At 73.8% G+C, this 18958-nt stretch carries 18 protein-coding genes; 12 read left to right on the top strand and 6 right to left on the bottom strand.

The window, feature by feature from the left end; translation table 11 throughout:
- The first annotated feature begins 30 nt into the window (after positions 1 to 30).
- The gene (locus ABZK10_RS16465; protein WP_353810366.1) at positions 31 to 930 is read left to right on the top strand and encodes a M23 family metallopeptidase; all 900 of its coding nucleotides are present in this window, start codon (positions 31 to 33) and stop codon (positions 928 to 930) included.
- 99 nt (positions 931 to 1029) lie between these two features.
- On the opposite strand, the gene ABZK10_RS16460 is transcribed toward ABZK10_RS16465, so the two are convergent.
- Positions 1030 to 1821: an enoyl-CoA hydratase/isomerase family protein gene (locus ABZK10_RS16460; protein WP_353810365.1), complete on the bottom strand. Its 792-nt coding sequence runs from the start codon at positions 1819 to 1821 to the stop codon at positions 1030 to 1032.
- A 128-nt stretch (positions 1822 to 1949) separates the two neighbouring features.
- Here ABZK10_RS16460 and ABZK10_RS16455 point away from each other — a divergent pair, with 128 nt between their 5' ends.
- From ABZK10_RS16455 to ABZK10_RS16435, 5 genes are all read left to right on the top strand, one after another.
- Positions 1950 to 2399: a hypothetical protein gene (locus tag ABZK10_RS16455; protein WP_353810364.1), complete on the top strand. Its 450-nt coding sequence runs from the start codon at positions 1950 to 1952 to the stop codon at positions 2397 to 2399.
- Positions 2400 to 2425: 26 nt separating this feature from the next.
- Complete coding sequence (locus ABZK10_RS16450) at positions 2426 to 2779, top strand: hypothetical protein (protein WP_353810363.1); 354 nt, start codon at positions 2426 to 2428, stop codon at positions 2777 to 2779.
- A gap of 79 nt (positions 2780 to 2858) precedes the next feature.
- On the top strand, positions 2859 to 3179 hold the full coding sequence (gene fdxA, locus ABZK10_RS16445; RefSeq protein WP_281885769.1) for a ferredoxin: 321 nt from the start codon (positions 2859 to 2861) through the stop codon (positions 3177 to 3179).
- A gap of 2 nt (positions 3180 to 3181) precedes the next feature.
- Entirely contained in the window at positions 3182 to 4291 is a 1110-nt protein-coding gene (gene dapC / locus ABZK10_RS16440) for a succinyldiaminopimelate transaminase (protein WP_353810362.1), read from the top strand.
- A 180-nt stretch (positions 4292 to 4471) separates the two neighbouring features.
- Entirely contained in the window at positions 4472 to 5779 is a 1308-nt protein-coding gene (locus ABZK10_RS16435) for a citrate synthase (RefSeq protein WP_353810361.1), read from the top strand.
- Positions 5780 to 5837: 58 nt separating this feature from the next.
- Here ABZK10_RS16435 and ABZK10_RS16430 read toward each other — a convergent pair whose 3' ends face one another.
- Both ABZK10_RS16430 and dapD read right to left on the bottom strand, forming a co-directional pair.
- Positions 5838 to 8417 (bottom strand): penicillin acylase family protein, encoded by a 2580-nt coding sequence (locus ABZK10_RS16430; RefSeq protein ID WP_353810360.1) that lies wholly within the window; start codon positions 8415 to 8417, stop codon positions 5838 to 5840.
- Between the two features lie 85 nt (positions 8418 to 8502).
- Entirely contained in the window at positions 8503 to 9474 is a 972-nt protein-coding gene (gene dapD, locus ABZK10_RS16425; protein WP_353810359.1) for a 2,3,4,5-tetrahydropyridine-2,6-dicarboxylate N-succinyltransferase, read from the bottom strand.
- A gap of 53 nt (positions 9475 to 9527) precedes the next feature.
- Between dapD and dapE the strand changes: the two genes are divergently transcribed.
- The 3 genes from dapE (at position 9528) to ABZK10_RS16410 (ending at position 12148) form a co-directional block, all read left to right on the top strand.
- On the top strand, positions 9528 to 10625 hold the full coding sequence (gene dapE / locus ABZK10_RS16420) for a succinyl-diaminopimelate desuccinylase (RefSeq protein WP_353810358.1): 1098 nt from the start codon (positions 9528 to 9530) through the stop codon (positions 10623 to 10625).
- Positions 10618 to 11856 (top strand): hypothetical protein, encoded by a 1239-nt coding sequence (locus ABZK10_RS16415; protein ID WP_353810357.1) that lies wholly within the window; start codon positions 10618 to 10620, stop codon positions 11854 to 11856. Before dapE ends, ABZK10_RS16415 begins: the two co-directional genes overlap by 8 nt.
- Positions 11857 to 11974: 118 nt before the next feature.
- Complete coding sequence (locus ABZK10_RS16410) at positions 11975 to 12148, top strand: DUF3117 domain-containing protein (RefSeq protein WP_281885782.1); 174 nt, start codon at positions 11975 to 11977, stop codon at positions 12146 to 12148.
- A gap of 282 nt (positions 12149 to 12430) precedes the next feature.
- Here the strand turns inward: ABZK10_RS16410 and ABZK10_RS16405 are convergent, their stop codons facing one another.
- Positions 12431 to 13063, bottom strand: coding sequence for an O-methyltransferase (locus ABZK10_RS16405; RefSeq protein WP_353810356.1), 633 nt, complete (start codon positions 13061 to 13063; stop codon positions 12431 to 12433).
- A gap of 88 nt (positions 13064 to 13151) precedes the next feature.
- On the opposite strand from ABZK10_RS16405, the gene ABZK10_RS16400 reads away from it, so the two are divergent.
- The gene (locus tag ABZK10_RS16400) at positions 13152 to 13595 is read left to right on the top strand and encodes a twin-arginine translocase TatA/TatE family subunit (RefSeq protein WP_353810355.1); all 444 of its coding nucleotides are present in this window, start codon (positions 13152 to 13154) and stop codon (positions 13593 to 13595) included.
- Between the two features lie 48 nt (positions 13596 to 13643).
- Here ABZK10_RS16400 and ABZK10_RS16395 read toward each other — a convergent pair whose 3' ends face one another.
- Entirely contained in the window at positions 13644 to 15239 is a 1596-nt protein-coding gene (locus tag ABZK10_RS16395; protein WP_353810354.1) for a succinic semialdehyde dehydrogenase, read from the bottom strand.
- A gap of 56 nt (positions 15240 to 15295) precedes the next feature.
- Here ABZK10_RS16395 and ABZK10_RS16390 point away from each other — a divergent pair, with 56 nt between their 5' ends.
- Both ABZK10_RS16390 and ABZK10_RS16385 read left to right on the top strand, forming a co-directional pair.
- Positions 15296 to 16690, top strand: coding sequence for an MFS transporter (locus ABZK10_RS16390; protein WP_353810353.1), 1395 nt, complete (start codon positions 15296 to 15298; stop codon positions 16688 to 16690).
- Positions 16687 to 18171, top strand: coding sequence for a pyridoxal phosphate-dependent decarboxylase family protein (locus ABZK10_RS16385; protein ID WP_353810352.1), 1485 nt, complete (start codon positions 16687 to 16689; stop codon positions 18169 to 18171). The genes ABZK10_RS16390 and ABZK10_RS16385 overlap by 4 nt, the downstream gene beginning before the upstream one ends.
- 32 nt (positions 18172 to 18203) lie before the next feature.
- Here the strand turns inward: ABZK10_RS16385 and ABZK10_RS16380 are convergent, their stop codons facing one another.
- On the bottom strand, positions 18204 to 18956 hold the full coding sequence (locus ABZK10_RS16380; protein ID WP_353810351.1) for a hypothetical protein: 753 nt from the start codon (positions 18954 to 18956) through the stop codon (positions 18204 to 18206).
- Positions 18957 to 18958 lie beyond the last annotated feature (2 nt).

The raw sequence follows: 18958 nt of genomic DNA, 5'->3' as shown, positions 1-18958 counted from the left end.
CGTTACTTTCACGCGTAAGTTCCCCCAGACATGCCCCGTACCCCCTCCGGCCGCCGTGCCGCCCCGCGTCGCCGCGCCGTCGGCCCCCGTCGCGGACGCAGCACGCAGCGCACCCCGCGTCTTCCCGACGCACTCCGCCGCGCCCTCCGCGACGCCTCCGTCGCCTGGAACGCCTGGGGCGCCCGGCCGAGCCGTTCGCTCACGCTGGAGGAGTACCGCGCGCGGAAGGCACGACTGCGCACGGTGACCAGCGGGTTCGGCTTCCTCTTCGTGGGTGCGCTCGCCGTCTCGACGACGCTCCCCGCGGCCGCGCTGACCTCCTCGGACGACCAGGCGTACGCGGCCAGCGTCTACGACCAGGCGCCCGCCGAGGACCCGCAGACCATCGTGGTCGGCGCCTCGGAGATCGCGCCGATCGAGTCCGGCTCGTACGACGTCGAGGCGGCACCGCCGCCCCTGTACACCTCGGTCGCCGGCGTCGGCGTCACCGCCCTCGCCGACGTCGACACGGTCGTCTGGCCGTTCCCCAACCACTCGAAGATCAGCGACGGCTTCGGCTACCGCGTCGCGCCCTGCGCCGGCTGCTCGACCTTCCACGACGGCATCGACTTCAACCCGGGCGCGGGCACGGCCATCGGCTCGATCGCCGACGGCGTGGTCGTCACCGCGACCGCCGGCGGCGGCGGCCTCGGCAACTACGTCGAGGTGCAGCACAACATCGGCGGACGCCTCGTGACGAGCCTCTACGCCCACATGCAGGCCGGTTCGATCTCCGTCTCGGTCGGCCAGCACGTCACCGCAGGACAGACGATCGGCCGCGTTGGCTCGACCGGACAGTCCACCGGACCGCACCTGCACCTCGAGATGTACTACACCGACGGCTCGCGTTTCGACGGCTACGCCTGGCTCGCCTCGCACGTCAACGGCTGACCCCCGCGCCGTCGCACGACGAGCGCGCACGCGACGCGCGGACGGGCGGCGGGCGCCTGCGCCGTTCGCGGCCTCGCGGGCGGCGCCGGGCGATTCGCGTCAGCGACCCGTGAACTCCGGCTTCCGCTTGTCGAGGAACGCGCGCGTGCCCTCGCGCATGTCCCGGGTGCCGAAGGCGCGCGAGAACCCGTCCACCTCGAGCGTCGTCGCGGCGTCGGTCGGGCGCCCGGTGGCCTCGACCAGCACCGACTTCGCCAGCGCCACCGCGGCCGGCGACCGCGTGCCGATCTCGTCGAGCGTCGCACGGGCCGCGGCGACCAGCGTCTCGCGATCGGCCTCGACGCGCGACACCAGGCCGATGCGCTCGGCCTCGGCCGCGTCGATCGTCCGCCCCGAGTAGATGAGCTCCTTGGCCCGCGCCAGACCCACGGCGCGCGGCAGGCGCACGGTGCCGCCGAAGCCCGGGATGACGCCGAGCGACACCTCCGGCAGGCCGAACCTCGCCTGCGCCGACGCGTAGACCATGTCGCAGGCGAGGGCGAGCTCGAGTCCGCCACCGAGCGCGTAGCCGTCGACGCACGCGATGACCGGCGCGCCGAGCGCCTCGATGCGGGCGACCGTCTCGTGCCCGAGCCTGCCCATCGCCGCGGCGCCCTCGGCATCGAGGTCCGCCAGCTCGCGGATGTCGGCTCCCGCGACGAACGCGCGCCCGCCCGCGCCGATCAGCACGACGCCGCGCAGGTCGGTGCCCGCCTCGTCGAGCCGGTCGAACGCCGACCCGAGCTCCTCGAGCACGCGCCGCGAGAGGGCGTTGAGGGCCGCGGGGCGATCGATCGTCACGGTCGCGATCGGTCCGTCCCAGGTCGTCGTGATCACGGGCTGGTCGTCCATGCGGGTGCTCCTCGCGTCGTCGGCAGGTCGCACCCACCGTACGCGACCGACGCCCTCCACGCGCACCGGTGGGGCGACTCGTGGATGCCCCCGATGCGGGCGGTCGCGAACCGGCGATAATTGGTGCCATGCCCATCGCAGCCCGTACGCTCTCCGCCGTCGCCGTATCAGTCGCCCTGGCCGTCGGCCTCACCGGATGCTTCGGCAATCCGCTCGAGCAGATCGTGAACCGCGGCGTCGAGGAAGCCATCGAGGGTGCCACGGGCGGCGCGGTCGGGGTCGGCGAGATGCCGGCGGGGTGGCCGGCCGAGGTGCCGGTCGTCGAGGGCGAGGTGCTCTTCGGGGCATCCGGCACCGTCCAGGACGACTCGGGTTGGGCGGTCACGATCCGGCCGGAGTCGTCCGACCCGCTCGAGCAGGCCCGTCAGCAGCTCGCGGCCGCCGGATTCCAGGAGGACACCGCTCTCGCCGAGACCGGCGGCTCGGGCGTGGTGGCCTTCAGCAACCCCCGGTTCGACGTCTTCGTGACCGCAGCGAGCGAGGGCATCGTGTACGTCGTCGTGCCCGCGGGCCAGTGACGCCGGGGCTCCGCCGCGTCGGCGTGATGGCCGGCGCGCTCGTCGCGGGCGCGCTCTACGGCGTGCTGGGCACGCTGGGGCATCGCTCCGCGTGGACCGTCGGCGACGTCGACCTGCCCTGGGGCATCGTGGTCGCGCTCGTCGGGGCGGCCGCGCTGCTCGCCGGACTCCGCCTCGTGACACGCGATCGGTGGGTCGCGTTCGCGGGCGCGTTCGGCCTCGTGGGCGTCGTCTCGCTGCTCTCGCTCCCGCAGGGGGGCGGAACGCTGCTGATCTCCGAGGGGCTCGCGGGGACCGTCTGGGCGGTGGGTCCGACGCTCATCTCGGTGCTCGTCGTCGCCTGGCCGACGCTGCCGCAGCCGCGCCGCGCCGACTCCTAGACACGACACCCGGCGTCATCGGGCGCAGCCCCGACGCGTAGACTGGCTGGGCCCGCCTACCGAAGGGAACGCGAACACCGTGACCTATGTCATCGCCCTCCCGTGCGTCGACGTCAAAGACCGCGCCTGCATCGACGAGTGTCCCGTCGACTGCATCTACGAGGGGGAGCGTTCGCTCTACATCCACCCGGACGAATGCGTCGACTGCGGCGCGTGCGAGCCGGTGTGCCCGGTCGAGGCGATCTACTACGAGGACGACCTGCCCGACCAGTGGGCCGACTACTACAAGGCCAACGTCGAGTTCTTCGACGACATCGGCTCGCCCGGCGGGGCGGCCAAGGTCGGCGTGATCGCGAAGGACCACCCGGTCGTCGCCGCGCTGCCGCCGCAGGCGCACTGACCGTGGCGCTCGGCGAGCTCCCCGACTACCCCTGGGACCTCATGACGCCGTACCGCGAGCGTGCGGCACGGCACCCGGGCGGCACCGTCGACCTGTCGATCGGCTCGCCCGTCGACCCCACGCCCGACGTGGTCCGCGACGCGTTGCGCGAGGCCACCGATGCCCACGCATACCCCACGACGACCGGCACCCCGGAGTTGCGGGCGGCGATCGTCGAGTGGTTCGCCCGGCGCCGCGGCGTCACGGGCCTCACGGCCGACCACGTGCTGCCGACGATCGGCTCGAAGGAGCTCGTCGCCATGCTGCCGTTCATGCTCGGCATCGGCGCGGGCGACGTCGTGGTGCACCCGCGCGCGGCGTACCCGACGTATGCGGTGGGCGCCACCTTCGCGGGCGCCGACGCGCTGGCATCCGACGACCCCGCCGAGTGGCCCGCCGAGACCGCACTCGTCTGGCTCAACAGCCCCGGCAACCCCGACGGGCGGGTGCTCGACATCGATGCGCTCCGCGCCGCGCACGCGCGTGCCCGCGAGCTCGGCGCCGTCGTCGTGAACGACGAGTGCTACGCCGAGCTCGGCTGGGACGCGCCGTGGGACGCGGAGCGGGTGCCGAGCATCCTCGACCCGCGGGTGATCGGCGACACGCGCACCGACACCCTCGCCGTGTACTCGCTCAGCAAGCAGTCGAACATGGCCGGCTACCGCGGCGCGTTCGTCGCGGGCTGCCGCACGCGCATCTCCCGGCTGCTGAACGTCCGCAAGCACGCCGGACTCATGCCGCCCGCGCCGCTGCAGGCCGCGATGGTCGCCGCGCTCGCCGACGACGCGCACGTGGCCGCGCAGAAGGCCCGCTATCGCGCCCGGCGCGACGTGCTCGTGCCCGCGCTCACGGGCGCCGGGTTCCGCATCGACCACAGCGAGGCGGGGCTCTACCTCTGGGCGACCGAGGGACGCGACGCGTGGGAGAGCATCGATCGACTCGCCGCACTCGGCATCGTCGCCGGTCCCGGGCACTTCTACGGCCCGCACTTCCCCGAGCACGTGCGGCTCTCGCTCACTGCAACCGACGAGCGGGTCGCCGAGGCGGCGGCGCGCCTGGCCGCGGCGGCCTGAGCCTGCTCGGGGCATCCGCACCCTCGCCTTTCGTGGTTTCGTGCAGTCGTCCACGGGGATCGTTGGCGGATGCGACAGTAGGTCGCGCGCACGTCTAGGCTGTATGCGGGTCCCGGCCGCGAACCGGCGCGGGACGCAAGCACCATTCCCCCGAGACACACCCGGATCACAGGAGGCGCCGTGGGCGACGTCGAGACGCGAACGAGTGGCGAGCCGCAGCAGGCGACGCTGACCTACCCGGGAGGGACGGCGAGCTTCCCGGTCGTTCCGTCGGTCGAGGGCGCGTCGAGCGTCGACATCTCGACGTTCATGAAGCAGACGGGCCTGACCACGCTCGACTACGGCTTCGCGAACACCGCGGCCACGCGGTCCTCGGTCACCTACATCGACGGCGCGCAGGGCATCCTGCGCTATCGCGGCTACCCGATCGAGCAGCTCGCGCAGCAGTCCACCTTCCTCGAGGTCGCGTGGCTGCTCATCTACGGCGACCTGCCGACCGCCGACGAGCTCGCCGGCTTCGACGAGCGCATCCGCCGCCACACGCTGCTGCACGAGGACCTCAAGCGGTTCTTCTCGGCGCTGCCGCACACGGCGCACCCGATGTCGGTGCTCTCCAGCGCGGTCTCCGCGCTCTCGACGTACTACGAGGACTCGTCCGACCCCAACGACCCCGAGCAGGTCGAGCTCACCACCGTGCGCCTGCTCGCGAAGCTGCCGGTCATCGCCGCATACGCGCACAAGAAGTCGCTCGGCCAGGCGTTCCTGTACCCCGACAACTCGCTGTCGTACATCGACAACTTCCTCAAGCTGAACTTCGGCATCCTCGCCGAGCCGTACGAGATCGACCCGACCGTGGCGGCCGCGCTCGACCGGCTCCTCATCCTGCACGAGGACCACGAGCAGAACGCCTCCACCTCCACGGTGCGCCTCGTCGGCTCCACCGGCGCGAACCTGTACGCCTCCGTCTCGGCCGGCATCAACGCCCTCTACGGCCCCCTCCACGGCGGCGCCAACGAGGCCGTCCTCGAGATGCTCGCGGGCATCAGGGACTCCGGCGAGGGCGTGCGCGCATTCGTCGAGCGCGTCAAGCGCAAGGAGGAGGGCGTGCGCCTGATGGGCTTCGGCCACCGGGTGTACAAGAACTACGACCCGCGCGCGAAGCTCGTCAAGGAGAGCGCCGACGCCGTGCTCGCCGGCCTCGGCGTGAGCGACCCGCTGCTCGACATCGCGAAGGAGCTCGAGCAGATCGCGCTCGAGGACGACTACTTCCGCGAGCGTCGCCTCTACCCGAACGTCGACTTCTACACCGGCGTCATCTACAAGGCCATGGGCTTCCCGACCCGCATGTTCACCGTGCTGTTCGCGATCGGCCGCCTGCCCGGCTGGATCGCGCACTGGCGCGAGATGCAGCTCGACGGCGCCACCAAGATCGGCCGCCCGCAGCAGCTGTACGTCGGCCAGCCCGAGCGGCAGTTCCCCGCCCGCTGAGTGCGGCGCCGGCGGATCGGGGCGGTCGCCGCCCCGACGCATCCGCTCGCCTCGCCCGTCAGCCGCCCGCCGGCCGCATGAGCAGCGTGTGCTCGGCGAGCTCCTGGGTGCGCTCGAGCGTGAACGGCCACGGCAGCGTGCCGCTGCGCGCCCACACCTCGGTCTGGTCGACGTAGTTCGGGTGGAACGCGTGCCCGGAGGCGCCGGACGCGTTCACCCAGCGCGACGCGTCGAGGTCGGCGAGGTCCACGAGCATCCGCATCGCGGGCACCGAGTTCGCGGCGAAGCCCTCGCGCGCGTCCCATCCGGTCGCGTCGACGACCGCAGATGAGCCGCCGAGCTCCCACGGGCCGCGGTCGAGGAGCCAGCGCGCGGGGAGCAGGCCGGTCTCGCCGAACGCCTGGCTGCGCAGGTGCAGCTGGTGCAGACGCCCCCATCGCCACTGCGCCGGGTCGGAGCCCATGCGGTCGGCGCTCTCCTGCCAGGCGGCGGCCATCGCCGCGGCGAGCACGGCATCGCGTCCGTCGGCGCCGGCGTCCGCGGCGGCCCACCAGTCGGACTCCGGCTCGTCGAGGAGGTTGTCGACCACGCGGATCCAGCGGTCGCCGCCGGTGGGACGCGTGCCGTCGGGCAGGTCGGCGAACATCTCGGAGAGCAGCGTGCTCCAGACCACCTGGAAGTAGGCGGCGCCGCTGCTGTCGACGTCGTCGACGCCGTCCCAGCCCGCGAGCAGCTGCTGCCCGCGTGCCGCGTCGCCGTCGAGCGAGAGCTCGGCGATCACGGGCAGCAGCATCGCCGCCGCCGGGTCGGCGCGGTCGACCTGCAGGTTCGCCATCGTGGCGAGGCTCACCGGCTGATCGGCGGCGATGGCCTCGCGCAGCACGCGATCGATGCGCGTGGCGCGATACCCCTGCGCCCAGTCCTGCGTGAGCATCGGGCCGTCGCCGTCCTCGAGCGGGGGCGTGTTCGCCGCCACGAGGTAGCCGCGCTCGGGGTTCTCCTCCGAGGGCAGCTCGTCGAACGCCACGCTGCCGCTCCAGCGGTACTCGCCGGTCCAGCCCGGCACGGGGAACGTGCCGTCGCCCGTCTCGCGGACGGGCACGCGGCCGACCGCCTGCGAGCCGATGTTGCCCTCGACGTCGGCGTAGAGCAGGTTCTGGGCGGGCAGGTCCCAACGCTCGGCCGCCGACCGGAAGCTTCCCCGGCCCTGCGCACGGTTCATCGCGAGGATCGCGCCCGCGGTGCGGGAGGGGGAGAGGCCGGTCCACTGCAGCGCGAGCTCGTACCCGGCGTCCTCGAGTCCGGCCGCTTCGGGGTACTCCTCGGCGACGACCTCGAAGCCGTCGTCGAGCCCGGTCACGAGCGGCCCGTGCCCGGTCGTGCGCACGGTGATCGTCACCGGCGCACCGTCGGCCACCTCGATGACCTCCTGCCGCTCCTCGAGCGCGACCATCGTGTCGCCCTGCAGGTACTCGCGGCCGTCGACCTGCTCCAGGTAGAGGTCGGTCGTGTCGGCGAGGAGGTTCGTCGGCGTCCAGGCGATGGCGGCGTTGTGGCCCGCGATGATGCCGGGCACGCCGGCGAAGCCGAAGCCGGAGACCTCGTAGGGGCACTCGTCGGAGACCGGCGCGCAACGCAGGGCCGACTGCGTCCAGGCCGACGGCAGGGTGGGCTCGAGGTGCGGGTCGCCCGCCAGCAGCGGCAACTCCGACGCGGTGTGGGCGCCCGCGACGACCCAGGAGTTCGACCCGATGTCGGTTCCCGGGGTCGTCAGCACGGCGGGCAGCGCGTCCAACCGGGCGCGCAACTCGGCGAGCGGTGCCGCCAGCAGCTCCTCGCCCGCCTCGGGGGCATCCGTCGCGCCCGTGTCATCCGTCGACGCGCCCTCGGCCTCGGCGCCCTCCTCGGGCAGGGGCGGCGGGTCGCCGATGATCGTCGCGGCCGACGCGTAGTCGAAGCCCGGGTGCAGGCGCTCGACCTCCTCGGGCGGCAGCGCCGTCGACAGCAGCGCGCGGTCGAGCTCGTCGTCGAGGTTCGCGCGGAGGTCCCACGCGGCGGCCTTCAGCCACGAGGCCGAGTCGGCCGGCGTCCACGGCTCCGGCTCGTAGCCGGGGAACTGCAGCCCGAGCAGCGCGTACTCGAGCGAGAGGTCGGGGCCCCCGTGCTGGTCGAGGTAGGCGTTCACCCCGGCCGCGTAGGCCTCGTACGCGGCACGGGTGGTGTCGTCGAACTCCTCGACCTCGCGCTCGGCGACCCGCCGCCAGCCGAGCGTGCGGACGAGGGCGTCGGATGCCACGTACTGCTCGCCGAGCAGCTCCGCGAGCCGTCCCGACGCGGCGTGCCGCCGGTAGTCCATCTCCCAGAAGCGGTCCTGCGCGTGCACGTACCCCTGCGTGAAGAACAGGTCGGCGGTGGTCTCGGCGACGACCTGCGGCACGCCGGCGTCGTCGCGGTACACGACGGCGGGCTGGTCGAGCCCGGCGACCTCGATGCGACCGGAGGTCTCGGGGAAGGAGCGCTGGACGATCCACCATCCGACGCCCGCGCCGACGATCGCGCCGATCAGCACCACCACCAGCACGCCCACGAGGAACGCGATGAGGCGGTGGCGATGGGTGCGCGGTCGGTCGGATCCCACGCGTCACTCCTTCGTGTCGGGGGTCGTCAGGTCGTCCGGCGGGCCGGGTGGGGGCAACTGTACCGGAGGGTCGTGGCCGATCCGGTCAGGCGTGCAGTTGTGCGTTGAGCGCGACGCCGTCGCCGCTGCGCGACAGCACCTCCACGGCGCCCGTGAGCGAATTGCGGCGGAACAGCAGGTTCGGCGTGCCCGAGAGCTCGACGGCCTTCACCGTCGTCGGCCCGCCGTCGGCGGTGCGCGGCCCGCCGACCACGACGACCTTCGTGCCGGCGGTCACGTACAGGCCCGCCTCGACCACGGTGTCGTCGCCGATGGAGATGCCGATGCCCGAGTTGGCGCCGAGCAGCGCTCGTTCGCCGATCGCCACGCGCTGCGTGCCGCCACCCGACAGGGTGCCCATGATCGAGGCGCCGCCGCCGATGTCGGAGCCGTCGCCCACGACGACGCCCTGCGAGATGCGCCCCTCGACCATCGAGGTGCCGAGCGTGCCGGCGTTGAAGTTGACGAAGCCCTCGTGCATGACCGTCGTGCCGGGCGCGAGGTGGGCGCCGAGGCGCACCCGCCCGGCGTCGGCGATGCGCACGCGCTCGGGCGTGACGTAGTCGAGCAGCCGCGGGAACTTGTCCAGGCCCGTCGCCTGGATGCCGTGCCGGCGCAGCACCGGGCGCAGGCGCTCGAAGTCGGCCGGATGCACCGGGCCCGCGTTGGTCCAGACGACGTTGGGGAGGTACCCGAAGATGCCGTCGAGGTTCAGCGTGTTCGGCGCGACGACCAGGTGCGAGAGCAGCTGCAGGCGCAGGTACGCGTCGCTCGTCGAGGCGGGCGGCGCGTCGAGGTCGATGTGCTCGGTGACGAGGCGCTGGGTGACCCCGCGTCGCTCGTCGTCGTGCACGGCCGCCTCGAGGGCGCTCGGCACCACGTGGTGGTCGGCGGGCGGGGCGCCGAGGGCGGGCGAGGGGAACCAGGTGTCGAGCACGGTGCCGTCGGTCGCGACGGACGCGATGCCGTGGCCCCAGGCGGAGCGGGCGGACGACGTGTCGGATGCGGAGTCGGGCATACGGCCAGCGTACCGGCCGCGACCTCGTCGCCCGTGTTTCGTAGACTGGCCGGATGACCGCCTCGGACGCCCCCGCAACGGCCCTCGACCTGTCGGCGGACCCCGTCGAGATCACGCGCGCGATCTGCGACATCCCGTCCGTCTCGGGCGACGAGGCCACGCTCGCCGACGCGATCGAGGCAGCGCTCGCGCCCGCCGCGCACCTCGAGGTCGTGCGCGACGGCGACGCCGTCGTCGCGCGCACCGACCTCGGGCGTGCCCGTCGGGTCGTGATCGCCGGCCACATCGACACCGTGCCGATCAACGACAACCTGCCGACCCGGTTCGAGGAGATCGACGGGGTCGAGTACCTCTGGGGGCGCGGCACCGTCGACATGAAGGCGGGCGTCGCGGTGCAGCTGAAGCTCGCACTCGAGCTCGTCGCGCCCGTGGTCGACGTCACCTGGATGTGGTACGACCACGAGGAGGTCGCCGCCGACCTGAACGGGCTCGGCCGCCTGGCCGCGAACCGCCCCGACCTGTTCGCGGGTGACTTCGCGATCCTGGGCGAGCCGAGCAACGGAGCCGTCGAGGGCGGCTGCAACGGCAACCTGCGCGTCGAGCTGCGGGCGCGCGGCCTCCGCGCGCACTCCGCGCGCAGCTGGGTGGGCGAGAACGCCATCCACAAGCTGGCCCCGGCGCTGGAGCGCCTCGCCGCGTACGAGGCCCGCACGGTCGAGGTCGACGGCCTCGCGTATCGCGAGGGCCTCAACGCGGTCGGCGTGTCGGGCGGCGTCGCAGGCAACGTCATCCCCGACGACGCGGCGCTGCACGTGAACTATCGGTTCGCGCCGAGCCGGTCGGTCGACGAGGCCGTCGCGCACGTGCGCGAGCTGTTCCCCGAGTACGAGCTCACCGTGGTCGACCGCGCCGAGGGCGCCCGCCCCGGGCTCGACGCCCCGCTCGCGCAGGAGTTCGTGGCCGCCGTCGGCGCCGACGCGAAGCCCAAGTACGGCTGGACCGACGTCGCCCGGTTCAGCGCGATGGGCGTGCCGGCCGTGAACTTCGGGCCGGGCGACCCGCTGAAGGCCCATGCCGACGACGAGCGGGTGCCGCTGCACCAGATCCGCGACTGCGACCGTGCGCTGCGCGCCTGGCTGAGCGATGACTGAGCGCACGGCCGCCGCGTCTGCGCACGCCGCCCCGGGCGGCGCGCGTCGCCCGGGTGCGCGCCGGCTCGCGGCATCCGCCCCCTGGTGGCTGCAGGTGATCGGCATCTACGCCCTCGCCCGGGCGGCGACGACGGTGATGGTGCTGGCGCTCGCGCGCGTGCAGCAGGAGAACCCATGGACCGGGGCGTCACCCGGCTACTGGGAGTACGCGAACATCTGGGATGCGCGCTGGTTCGGCTACGTGGCGTCGGCCGGCTACCCGTCCGAACTGCCGGTCGGCGATGCGGGACACGTGGGGGAGAACGCATGGGCGTTCATGCCGGCGTATCCCGTGGTCGTGCGGCTGGTCATGACCGTGACGACCCTCGGCTGGGACGTCGCGGCCGTGCTCGTCTCGGTCGCGGCCGGGCTGGGGTCGGCACTCGTCTTCCACCGGCTGATGAGCCGGTTCCTCGAGCCTGACCGGGTGCGGTTCGCGGTCGTGCTGTACTGCGTGGCACCGGTGTCGGCGGTGTTCCAGTTCGGGTACGCGGAGGCGTTGTTCCTGCTGCTGCTGAACGTGGCGCTGCTGCTGCTGGTCGACCGTCGCTACGAGTGGCTCTTCCCGGTCGTGACCGTGCTGGCGTTCACCAGGCCCGGCGCGCTGGCGCTGGCACTGGCGCTGGCGCTGCACTGGCTGCTTCGGTTCCGCGCGCGTCGGACCGACCCGTTCCCCACGAGGGAACGGGTCATGTCGGCCGCGGCGGCGGTCTACACGGGCATCGCCGGACTCGCCTGGCCCGTGGTCGCGTGGATCGTGACCGGGCGGGCGACCGCCTACCTGGACACCGAGCTCGCGTGGCGGGCGCCGTACGTCGGCCGCGTCGACCTGGTGCCGTTCACGGCGTGGTTCCAGTCCGGGGTCTGGTTCCTGGGGAAGGTGCTCGGCACGATCGTCGTGGTCGGCCTCATCGTCGCATTCGTGCTCGTGCTCGTCTCGCCCGCGGTGCGGCGCCTCGGCGTCGACCTGCGGCTCTGGGTGCTGAGCTACGGCCTGTACCTGCTCGCGGTGTTCTTCCCGCAGTCGTCGGTGTTCCGGCTGCTCGCCCCGATGTTCCCGCTGCTGGGCGCGGTCGCGATGCCGCGGTCGCGCATCTACCGGGTCGCCGTGGTGGCGCTGTTCCTGGGCCTCCAGATGGGCTGGCTGCTGCTCTGCTGGGGCATCGACGGGTCCGACTGGACCCCGCCGTGATCCACGGCCGATGGGCGCCGTGAAGGGGATCGTGCGTTGCGCATGATCCCCAGCCGATTTCCCCACCCCGCCGGGATGCCGGATAATAGGGGGTGTCCGGCCACGAAAGGGGAGCTCAATGGCGGCCATGAAGCCACGGACCGGAGACGGGCCTATGGAGGCTGTGAAGGAGGGTCGTCTCATCATCGTGCGGGTTCCGCTCGAGGGTGGCGGCCGTCTCGTCGTCTCGGTCAACGATGCGGAGGCCAAGGAGCTGCACGACGTGCTCGGCGGCGTGGTCGACGCCGGCTAGCGCATCGTTCTGCAGGGCCCGCGCCGGGTGCGCGGGCCCTTCGCATGTCCGGACGCCCGCGGGGCATCGCGCGGCCCCACCCGCACACGGGGGTTGTCGCTATTCAGGAGCGCCGAGGCTTCGCCGGCGCATCCTGTCGCGGTCGGGCCCCGCAGCTGCATGGATGTTGCACGGTCTGCTCGGCCTGCAGCCGTATCGTGCGCGGGCCGCGCCGGGCTTCCTGAAAAGCGACTTCGCCCGGGGCGGGCGAACGCAGGCGACGCCGCCCGGGTGGGCGGCCGGTCAGGCGCCGAGCTTGACGATCTGGAGCAGCCCCTGGCCGGCGGGGGAGAGGGCCGTGGCCACCGCGTTCGACGCCGCGAGTTCGGAGATGAGGGTGCGGAAACCGGATGCCACGGGGTCGCGCTTCGCCGGGTCGGCGACGCGCCCCTTCCAGAGCGCCTTCGCGACGAGCACCGCGCCGCCCGGCATCGCCAGGCGCAGGGCGTGCTCGACGTACTCGATGGTCGACTCCGGGTCGGCGTCGATGAAGACCACGTCGTAGGAGTTCTCGTTCATGCGCGGCAGCACCTCGCCCGCGCGACCGGCGATGAAGCGGGTGCGGGTGGGGGCGATGCCCGCGTCGGCGAAGTTCTCCCGGGCGTGCTGGTGGTACTCCGCCTCGCTGTCGATCGAGGTGAGGTGACCGTGCCGGCTGCCCGCCAGCATCCAGAGCCCCGAGACACCGACGCCGGTGCCGATCTCGATGATCGCGTTCGCACGGCCGACGCCGGTGAGCACCGACAACTGGGCGCCGACCGCGGGGGAGACCGGCTCGATCCCCAGCTCGAGCGACTGCTGCCGCACCCGGGCGATCGCCTCGGGCTCGACGACGGTCTCGTCGGCGAACTTCCAGTTCAGGTCATGGTCGGACACGTGCGCGGCTCCCGGTACTCGTCGGCGTCCAGCGTACGACTCCCACAACCCGTACGCCCGCCGCCTCGCCGCGCAGTAGTCTTGAGGGGTGTTCGGGCTGACCTTCGAGAAACTCCTCATCATCGGGGTCATCGCCGTGTTCCTGCTCGGGCCCGACAAGCTCCCGATGTACGCCCAGAAGCTGGGGCAGTTCGTGCGCTCGATGCGCGACATGGCCAACGGCGCGAAGTCGCGCATGCGCGAGGAGATGGGCCCCGAGTTCGACGAGGTCGACTGGCGCAAGCTCGACCCGCGCCAGTACGACCCGCGACGCATCGTGCGCGACGCCTTGAACGACGTCGACCCGTTCGCGACGCAGGCGCCGTCGCCGAAGCAGCAGGCCGCGACGGCCGCGGTGACGGCTGCGGGCGCGGGCACCGCCGCGGTGGGCGCGGGTGCGGCCGCGGTCGGCAGCGCGTCGTCGCCGTTCAAGCGCGGGCGCGACGTGGTGCGCACGGGCGACGCCGCGCCGTTCGACTCCGAGGCCACCTGACCGGTCGGTGACGCGGGCGCTCGGCGCAGTCGGACGCGGCTCGGGCGCTCAGCGCCGTCGGAGCACGCGCTGCAGGCGCAGCAGGAGCAGCATCGGGCCCTCGAGCCGCCTCCACTCGCGCGCCGTCGTGGGCGGGGCGATGAGCCCGGTCGTCGCCGACACGGTGACGCCCTCGACGTAGCGCTTCAGCCCGTCGGGGCCGTTCCGGCGGCCGAGGCCCGACTGCTTGGAGCCGCCCATGGGCGCCGCGATCGCGCCGAACCCGCCGCGGTAGCCCTCGTTGATGTTGACCGACCCCACCTCGAGCGCCCCGGCGAGGCGCCTCGCGCGGGCGGTCGAGCCGCTGAGGATGCTCGCGTTCAGCCCGTAGGCGCTGTCGTTCGCGGCGATCACGGCCTCGTCCTCGGTGTCGACCACGTAGACGGATGCCAGAGCGCCGAACGTCTCCTCGGCGTGGCAGAGCATGTCGGGGGTGACGTCGGCGAGCAGCGTCGGCTCGAAGGCGTACGGCCCGATCTCGGGGCGGTGCGATCCGCCGGCGAGCACCGTCGCGCCCTTGGCGAGCGCGTCGTCGAGGTGCGTGCGCACGCGCTCGAGCTGCGCCGCGGTGGTGAGCGTGCCGATGTCGCCCGCCGATCGGGGCGCGGGGTCGATCGTCATGGCGGCGAGCTCCCGCACGAGGGCCCGGGTGAACGGCTCGGCCACCGCACGCTGCACGTAGATGCGCTCGGTCGACACGCACAGCTGCCCGTGCGCCGAGAAGCACGCATACGCGGCCTGCCGGGCGGCGCGGTCGGGGTCGACGTCGTCGAGCACGATGAGCGGGTTCTTGCCGCCCAGCTCGAGCGAGGCCGGCACGAGCCGCTCCGCCGCCTTGCGCGCGATCGCCCGCCCGGTGGCGGTCGACCCCGTGAAGGCGATGACGTCGGCGTGGTCGGTGACCGCTTCGCCGATCGTCGCGCCGGGGCCCGCGACCACCGACCAGAGGTCACCGGGTACGCCGGCGTCGACGGCCGCGCGCCGCAGCTCGAGGATGTTCAGCGCCGCCTGCTCGTCGGCCTTCTGCACGACCGCGCAGCCCGCGGCGAGGGCGGACATCACGTCCATCGCCGCGAGCGAGAGCGGGAAGTTCCACGGCGTGATGACGCCGGCGACGCCGCGCGGCCGGTTGCGCAGGTGCGTGGTGAACACGAACGGCGCGCCGGAGTGGGTGCGGCGGGTGCGCAGCACGCGGCGGGCGGCGAGCGCGTTGTAGCGTGCGGATGCGGCTGCCTGGTAGGCCTCCTCGAAGGCCTGCCCGCGGGTCTTGCCGGTCTCGAGTTGCACGAGGTGCATGAGCTGCTCGCGGCGGGCGACGATCAGGTCGTGGGCGCGCAGGAGCACCCGGCGCCGGTGCGCGAACCCCGACTGCGCCCACGCGACCTGCGCGAGGCGGGCGCGGGCGAACGCGCCGACGACGTCGGCCTCGGTGCTGAGCGGCAGCTCGTGCAGCGGCTCGCCGGTCGCGGCCGCCAGCACGATGCGGGTCTCGCCGCTCGTGGCGACGAGGTCGTCGTGCAGTTCGGCGAACCACTGCGCGTCCGGCACCGAGGCTCCGGGATGCGACGTGGTCGGGGCGTGCGTGAGGCGTGCCGGCGCGGACATGTGGACAGTCTAGGTCAGATGACCCACTTCGCCGCCGAGCGGTTATGCTGCCCGTCATGACCGCGACGGAACGGCCCTCGGGCAGGGCGACGACCATCCGCTATGCGGTCGGCTCGATCGGCACCGGGGGCTTCGGCACGCTCCCCGGGCTGGTGCTCGTCTACTACCTCACCGACACCCTGGGCGTGGCCGCGCTGCTCGCCGGTGCCATCGTCACCGTCGCGAAGATCTGGGACGTCGTCATCGACCCCGTCATCGGGTTCCGCTCCGACCGCACGCTGGCGCGCACCGGCAGCCGGCGCGGCCCGATGCTGCTCGGCGCGGTCGCCCTGCCGGTCTGCTTCCTGCTCACCTTCGCGGTGCCGGCGGGCCTCGCACCCGGATTGTCGGCCGCCTGGGTGCTGGTCGCGTTCATCCTGACGGCGACGGCGTTCTCGCTGTTCCAGGTGCCGTACATCGCGCTGCCGGCCGAGATCGCGCACGGCTACGACGCGCGCACGCGCCTGCTCACCTGGCGCGTGGTGGTGCTGAGCGCGTCGATCCTGCTGTTCGGAGCGGGCGCCCCCGCGCTGCGGCGCGTCGGCGGCGACGAGTACACGGGCTACCTCGTCATGGCGCTGGTCGCGGGGCTCGTGATCGGGGCGGGCCTGTTCGTCGCGAGCTTCACGGCGCCGCGGGGGCTGCCGGTGACGGATGCCTCCGGGCCCGCGCCGCGCGGATCCGCCTGGCGCGGCGTCCGCGAGCAGTACGCCGCGGGCGTGCGCGTGCTGCGCCGCAGCGCGCCCTTCCGCGCGCTGCTGTCGACCTTCGTGCTGCAGGCGCTCGCGACGGGACTCATGCTCGCCGCCGCGAACTACGTCGCGGTCCAGGTGCTGCACTCCGACGACGCGCTCACCTTCCTCTTCCTCGCGCTGATCGGCCCGGCCCTGCTCATGGCGCCCGCGTGGGGCGCGGTCTCGCGCCGCGTCGGCAAGGAGCGCGCCTTCGCCTGGGCGAGCATCGTGTTCGCCGTCGCGACGCTGTCGCTGACCCCGATGCTGTTCGCACCGGGCGCGTGGGTCTACCTGCCCGTCGCGGTCGCGGGCGCCGCGTACGCCGGCATGCAGTCGCTGCCCATGGCGATGCTGCCCGACGTCGTCTCGGTCGACGCGGCCGCCCACGGCGACGGCAGCGCGGGCACCTTCGGCGGCGTGTGGACGGCGGGCGAGACCGCCGGCATGGCGCTCGGCGCGAGCGCGCTCACGGTCGTGCTCGCGGTGACCGGGTACGTCGAGTCCGTCGGCGGCCAGGTCGTGACCCAGTCCCCGGAGGCCGTCGCGGGCATCGCGATCGCCTTCAGCATCGTGCCCGCAGCCCTCGCCTTCGCGAGCCTCGCGACGCTCGGCCGCTACCGGCTGCGCCGCACCGACATCGAACGCGCCGTCCGGGCGCAGGAGGAGGCCGAACGGTGACCGACACCGCCATCCCCACCGCCGAGGAGGTGCTCGCGCGCCTGGACGCCCTGCGCGCGACCGACGCGCCGACCCACGGCGGGCGCGTGCTCTCGTACGTGTACGACTCCGGCCGCCCCGAGCTCGACGAGCTCGCCGCGCGCGCGGCACGCGCCGTGCAGCCGGTGAACGGACTGGACCCGACCACCTTCGGGTCGGTGGCGGTGATGGAGCGCGAGCTCGTGGGCTTCGCCCGCGAGGCGTTCCACGCCGGCGACGACGTGGTCGGCACGGTCACCTCGGGCGGCACCGAGAGCTGCATCCTCGCCGTCAAGACCGCCCGCGACGCCTGGCGTGCGCGCGGCGGCACCGGCACGCCCCGGCTCGTCGCCCCGACCACGGTGCACGCGGCCTTCCGCAAGGCCGCGCACCTGCTCGGGCTGGACCTCGACGCGGTGCCGGTCGATCCGGCGACCGGCGCGCCCGAGGCATCCGCCATGGCCGCCCGCCTCGGCCCCGACGTCGCCCTCGCCGTCGTGAGCGCGCCGTCGTACCCGTTCGCGACGCTCGACCCGGTCGCGGAGGTCGCCGCCGCCGCGCTCGAGCACGGCGTCGACCTGCACGTGGACGCGTGCATCGGCGGATTCGCCCTCGCCTTCTGGCCGACCGGGGTGGCGCCGTGGGACTTCCGCGTGCCGGGCGTGACGAGCCTCTCGGCCGACCTGCACAAGTACGGCTACGCGCCGAAGGGCGCGAGCGTGCTGCTCCAGCGCGGACGCGATCGCCAGCGCCTGCAGTACTTCGCCACGACCGAGTGGTCGGGCTACCCGGTCGTGAACCCGACCCTGCTCGGTTCCAAGCCCGCGGGCCCGCTCGCGGCCGCGTGGGCGATCGTGCAGGTGCTCGGCGCCGACGGGTTCGCCGAGCTGTCGGCCCAGGCCGCGCGTGCCACGTCGGCGCTGGTCGACGCGGTGGGCGCGATCGAGGGGCTCCGCGTCGTCGGCGCACCGACCGGGCCGCTGCTGGCGGTCGCGACCGACCCCGAGGCGCCCGAGGCGCAGCGGGTCGACCCGCACCGCTGGGCCGATGCCGTGCGGGCCCGCGGCTGGCAGCTGCAGCTGCAGCCCGGCTACCTGCAGCCCGACGGCGTCGCCCTGCCGCGCACCACGCACCTCACGGTGACGCCCGTCACGGAATCGACGCTCGCGGGCCTGCTCCCCGCCCTCGCGGCTGCGGCAGACGACGTGCGCGGCCAGCCCGGGCTCGACGGCGCCGCGCTGCTGGACGGGCTCGGCGGAGCGGCGGCGCTCGGGGCGCTCGACGGCGGGATCGACTCCGACACGGCGGCGGGGCTGCTCGCCGGACTCGGACTCATCGGCGGCGACGGCCCGGCCGTGCCCGAGTCGCTGGCGCCCGTGCTCGCGCTCGTCGAGGTACTGCCCGCGCCGCTGGCGGAGCGACTCCTCGTCGAACTGCTGGGGCGCTTGGTCGAGCCCGCCTGAGACCCGCCCGGGACCCGGGCCGCACCGGCCGTTCAGCGCGCGGGCAGGGCGCAGCGCTCGCCCACGAACGCGTAGACGTCGGCGCGCAGGTCGTCGCCCGAGACCACGTCGAAGCCGCCGGAGCGGTCGCCGACCGCGACCTCGAGCGGCCAGCCGACGCCGCCCGGTCCGACCAGCAGGGTCGTGGTGCGCACGTCCCGGAGTCGCAGCGTGCCGTCGCCGCCGGCCGGCTCGACGGACAGGTCGATCCATGCGCGCACGTCCGTGCCCGCTCCCTCGGTGCGCAGCGCGGCCGGCGGGGTGATCCGGGCCACCTCGGCGACGGCGGCGGCCAGGCAGTCCTCGTCGTTGATGCGGTCGAGCACCGCCTGCTCGTCGACCGCCGGGATGCGCGTCGTGTGCGCGCCGTCCGCGTCGACCCAGCTGACGTCGACGACGGGCCCGCCGTCGTCGCGGACGTCGCACACCGACTCGGGCAGCGGGATGCGCAGCGCCACCGCGCGCCCCGGCGTGAGCGTCACGCCGTCGGGGTCGCGTGCGGCGTCGGCGAAGCGGCTCGACCGGAAGGCGACCTCGGTGACCTCGAGACTCGCGTCCCCGCCGTTCTCGAGCCGCACCTCGAGCACGCGCGGCACGTAGTCGAGGCGGTGCTGGAACACCGTCACGTCGAGGCCGGGCGGCGGGTCGGCGAACTCGTCGCCGGCGGCGCAGCCGGCGATCGCGAGCAGCAGGGCGGATGCCGCGAGCACGGCGCCCGGGCGGCGCACGGCGGTCCTCGCGCGCACCG

The sequence above is a fragment of the Agromyces sp. SYSU T00194 genome, from assembly GCF_040496035.1.
Lineage (GTDB): Bacteria > Actinomycetota > Actinomycetes > Actinomycetales > Microbacteriaceae > Agromyces > Agromyces chitinivorans.
Note: the sequence above shows the minus strand (reverse complement) of the source record. Positions and strands in the feature narration are given on the sequence as shown.

What these genes read in the sequence shown, in the direction of transcription:
- ABZK10_RS16410 (WP_281885782.1), top strand. Translation starts at nt 11,975, where the DNA reads ATGGCGGCCATGAAGCCACGGACCGGAGACGGGCCTATGGAGGCTGTG.
- ABZK10_RS16455 (WP_353810364.1), top strand. Translation starts at nt 1,950, where the DNA reads ATGCCCATCGCAGCCCGTACGCTCTCCGCCGTCGCCGTATCAGTCGCC.
- dapE (WP_353810358.1), top strand. Translation starts at nt 9,528, where the DNA reads ATGACCGCCTCGGACGCCCCCGCAACGGCCCTCGACCTGTCGGCGGAC.
- ABZK10_RS16390 (WP_353810353.1), top strand. Translation starts at nt 15,296, where the DNA reads ATGACCGCGACGGAACGGCCCTCGGGCAGGGCGACGACCATCCGCTAT.
- ABZK10_RS16465 (WP_353810366.1), top strand. Translation starts at nt 31, where the DNA reads ATGCCCCGTACCCCCTCCGGCCGCCGTGCCGCCCCGCGTCGCCGCGCC.
- ABZK10_RS16415 (WP_353810357.1), top strand. Translation starts at nt 10,618, where the DNA reads ATGACTGAGCGCACGGCCGCCGCGTCTGCGCACGCCGCCCCGGGCGGC.
- ABZK10_RS16395 (WP_353810354.1), bottom strand. Translation starts at nt 15,239, where the DNA reads ATGTCCGCGCCGGCACGCCTCACGCACGCCCCGACCACGTCGCATCCC.
- dapD (WP_353810359.1), bottom strand. Translation starts at nt 9,474, where the DNA reads ATGCCCGACTCCGCATCCGACACGTCGTCCGCCCGCTCCGCCTGGGGC.
- ABZK10_RS16450 (WP_353810363.1), top strand. Translation starts at nt 2,426, where the DNA reads ATGGCCGGCGCGCTCGTCGCGGGCGCGCTCTACGGCGTGCTGGGCACG.
- ABZK10_RS16460 (WP_353810365.1), bottom strand. Translation starts at nt 1,821, where the DNA reads ATGGACGACCAGCCCGTGATCACGACGACCTGGGACGGACCGATCGCG.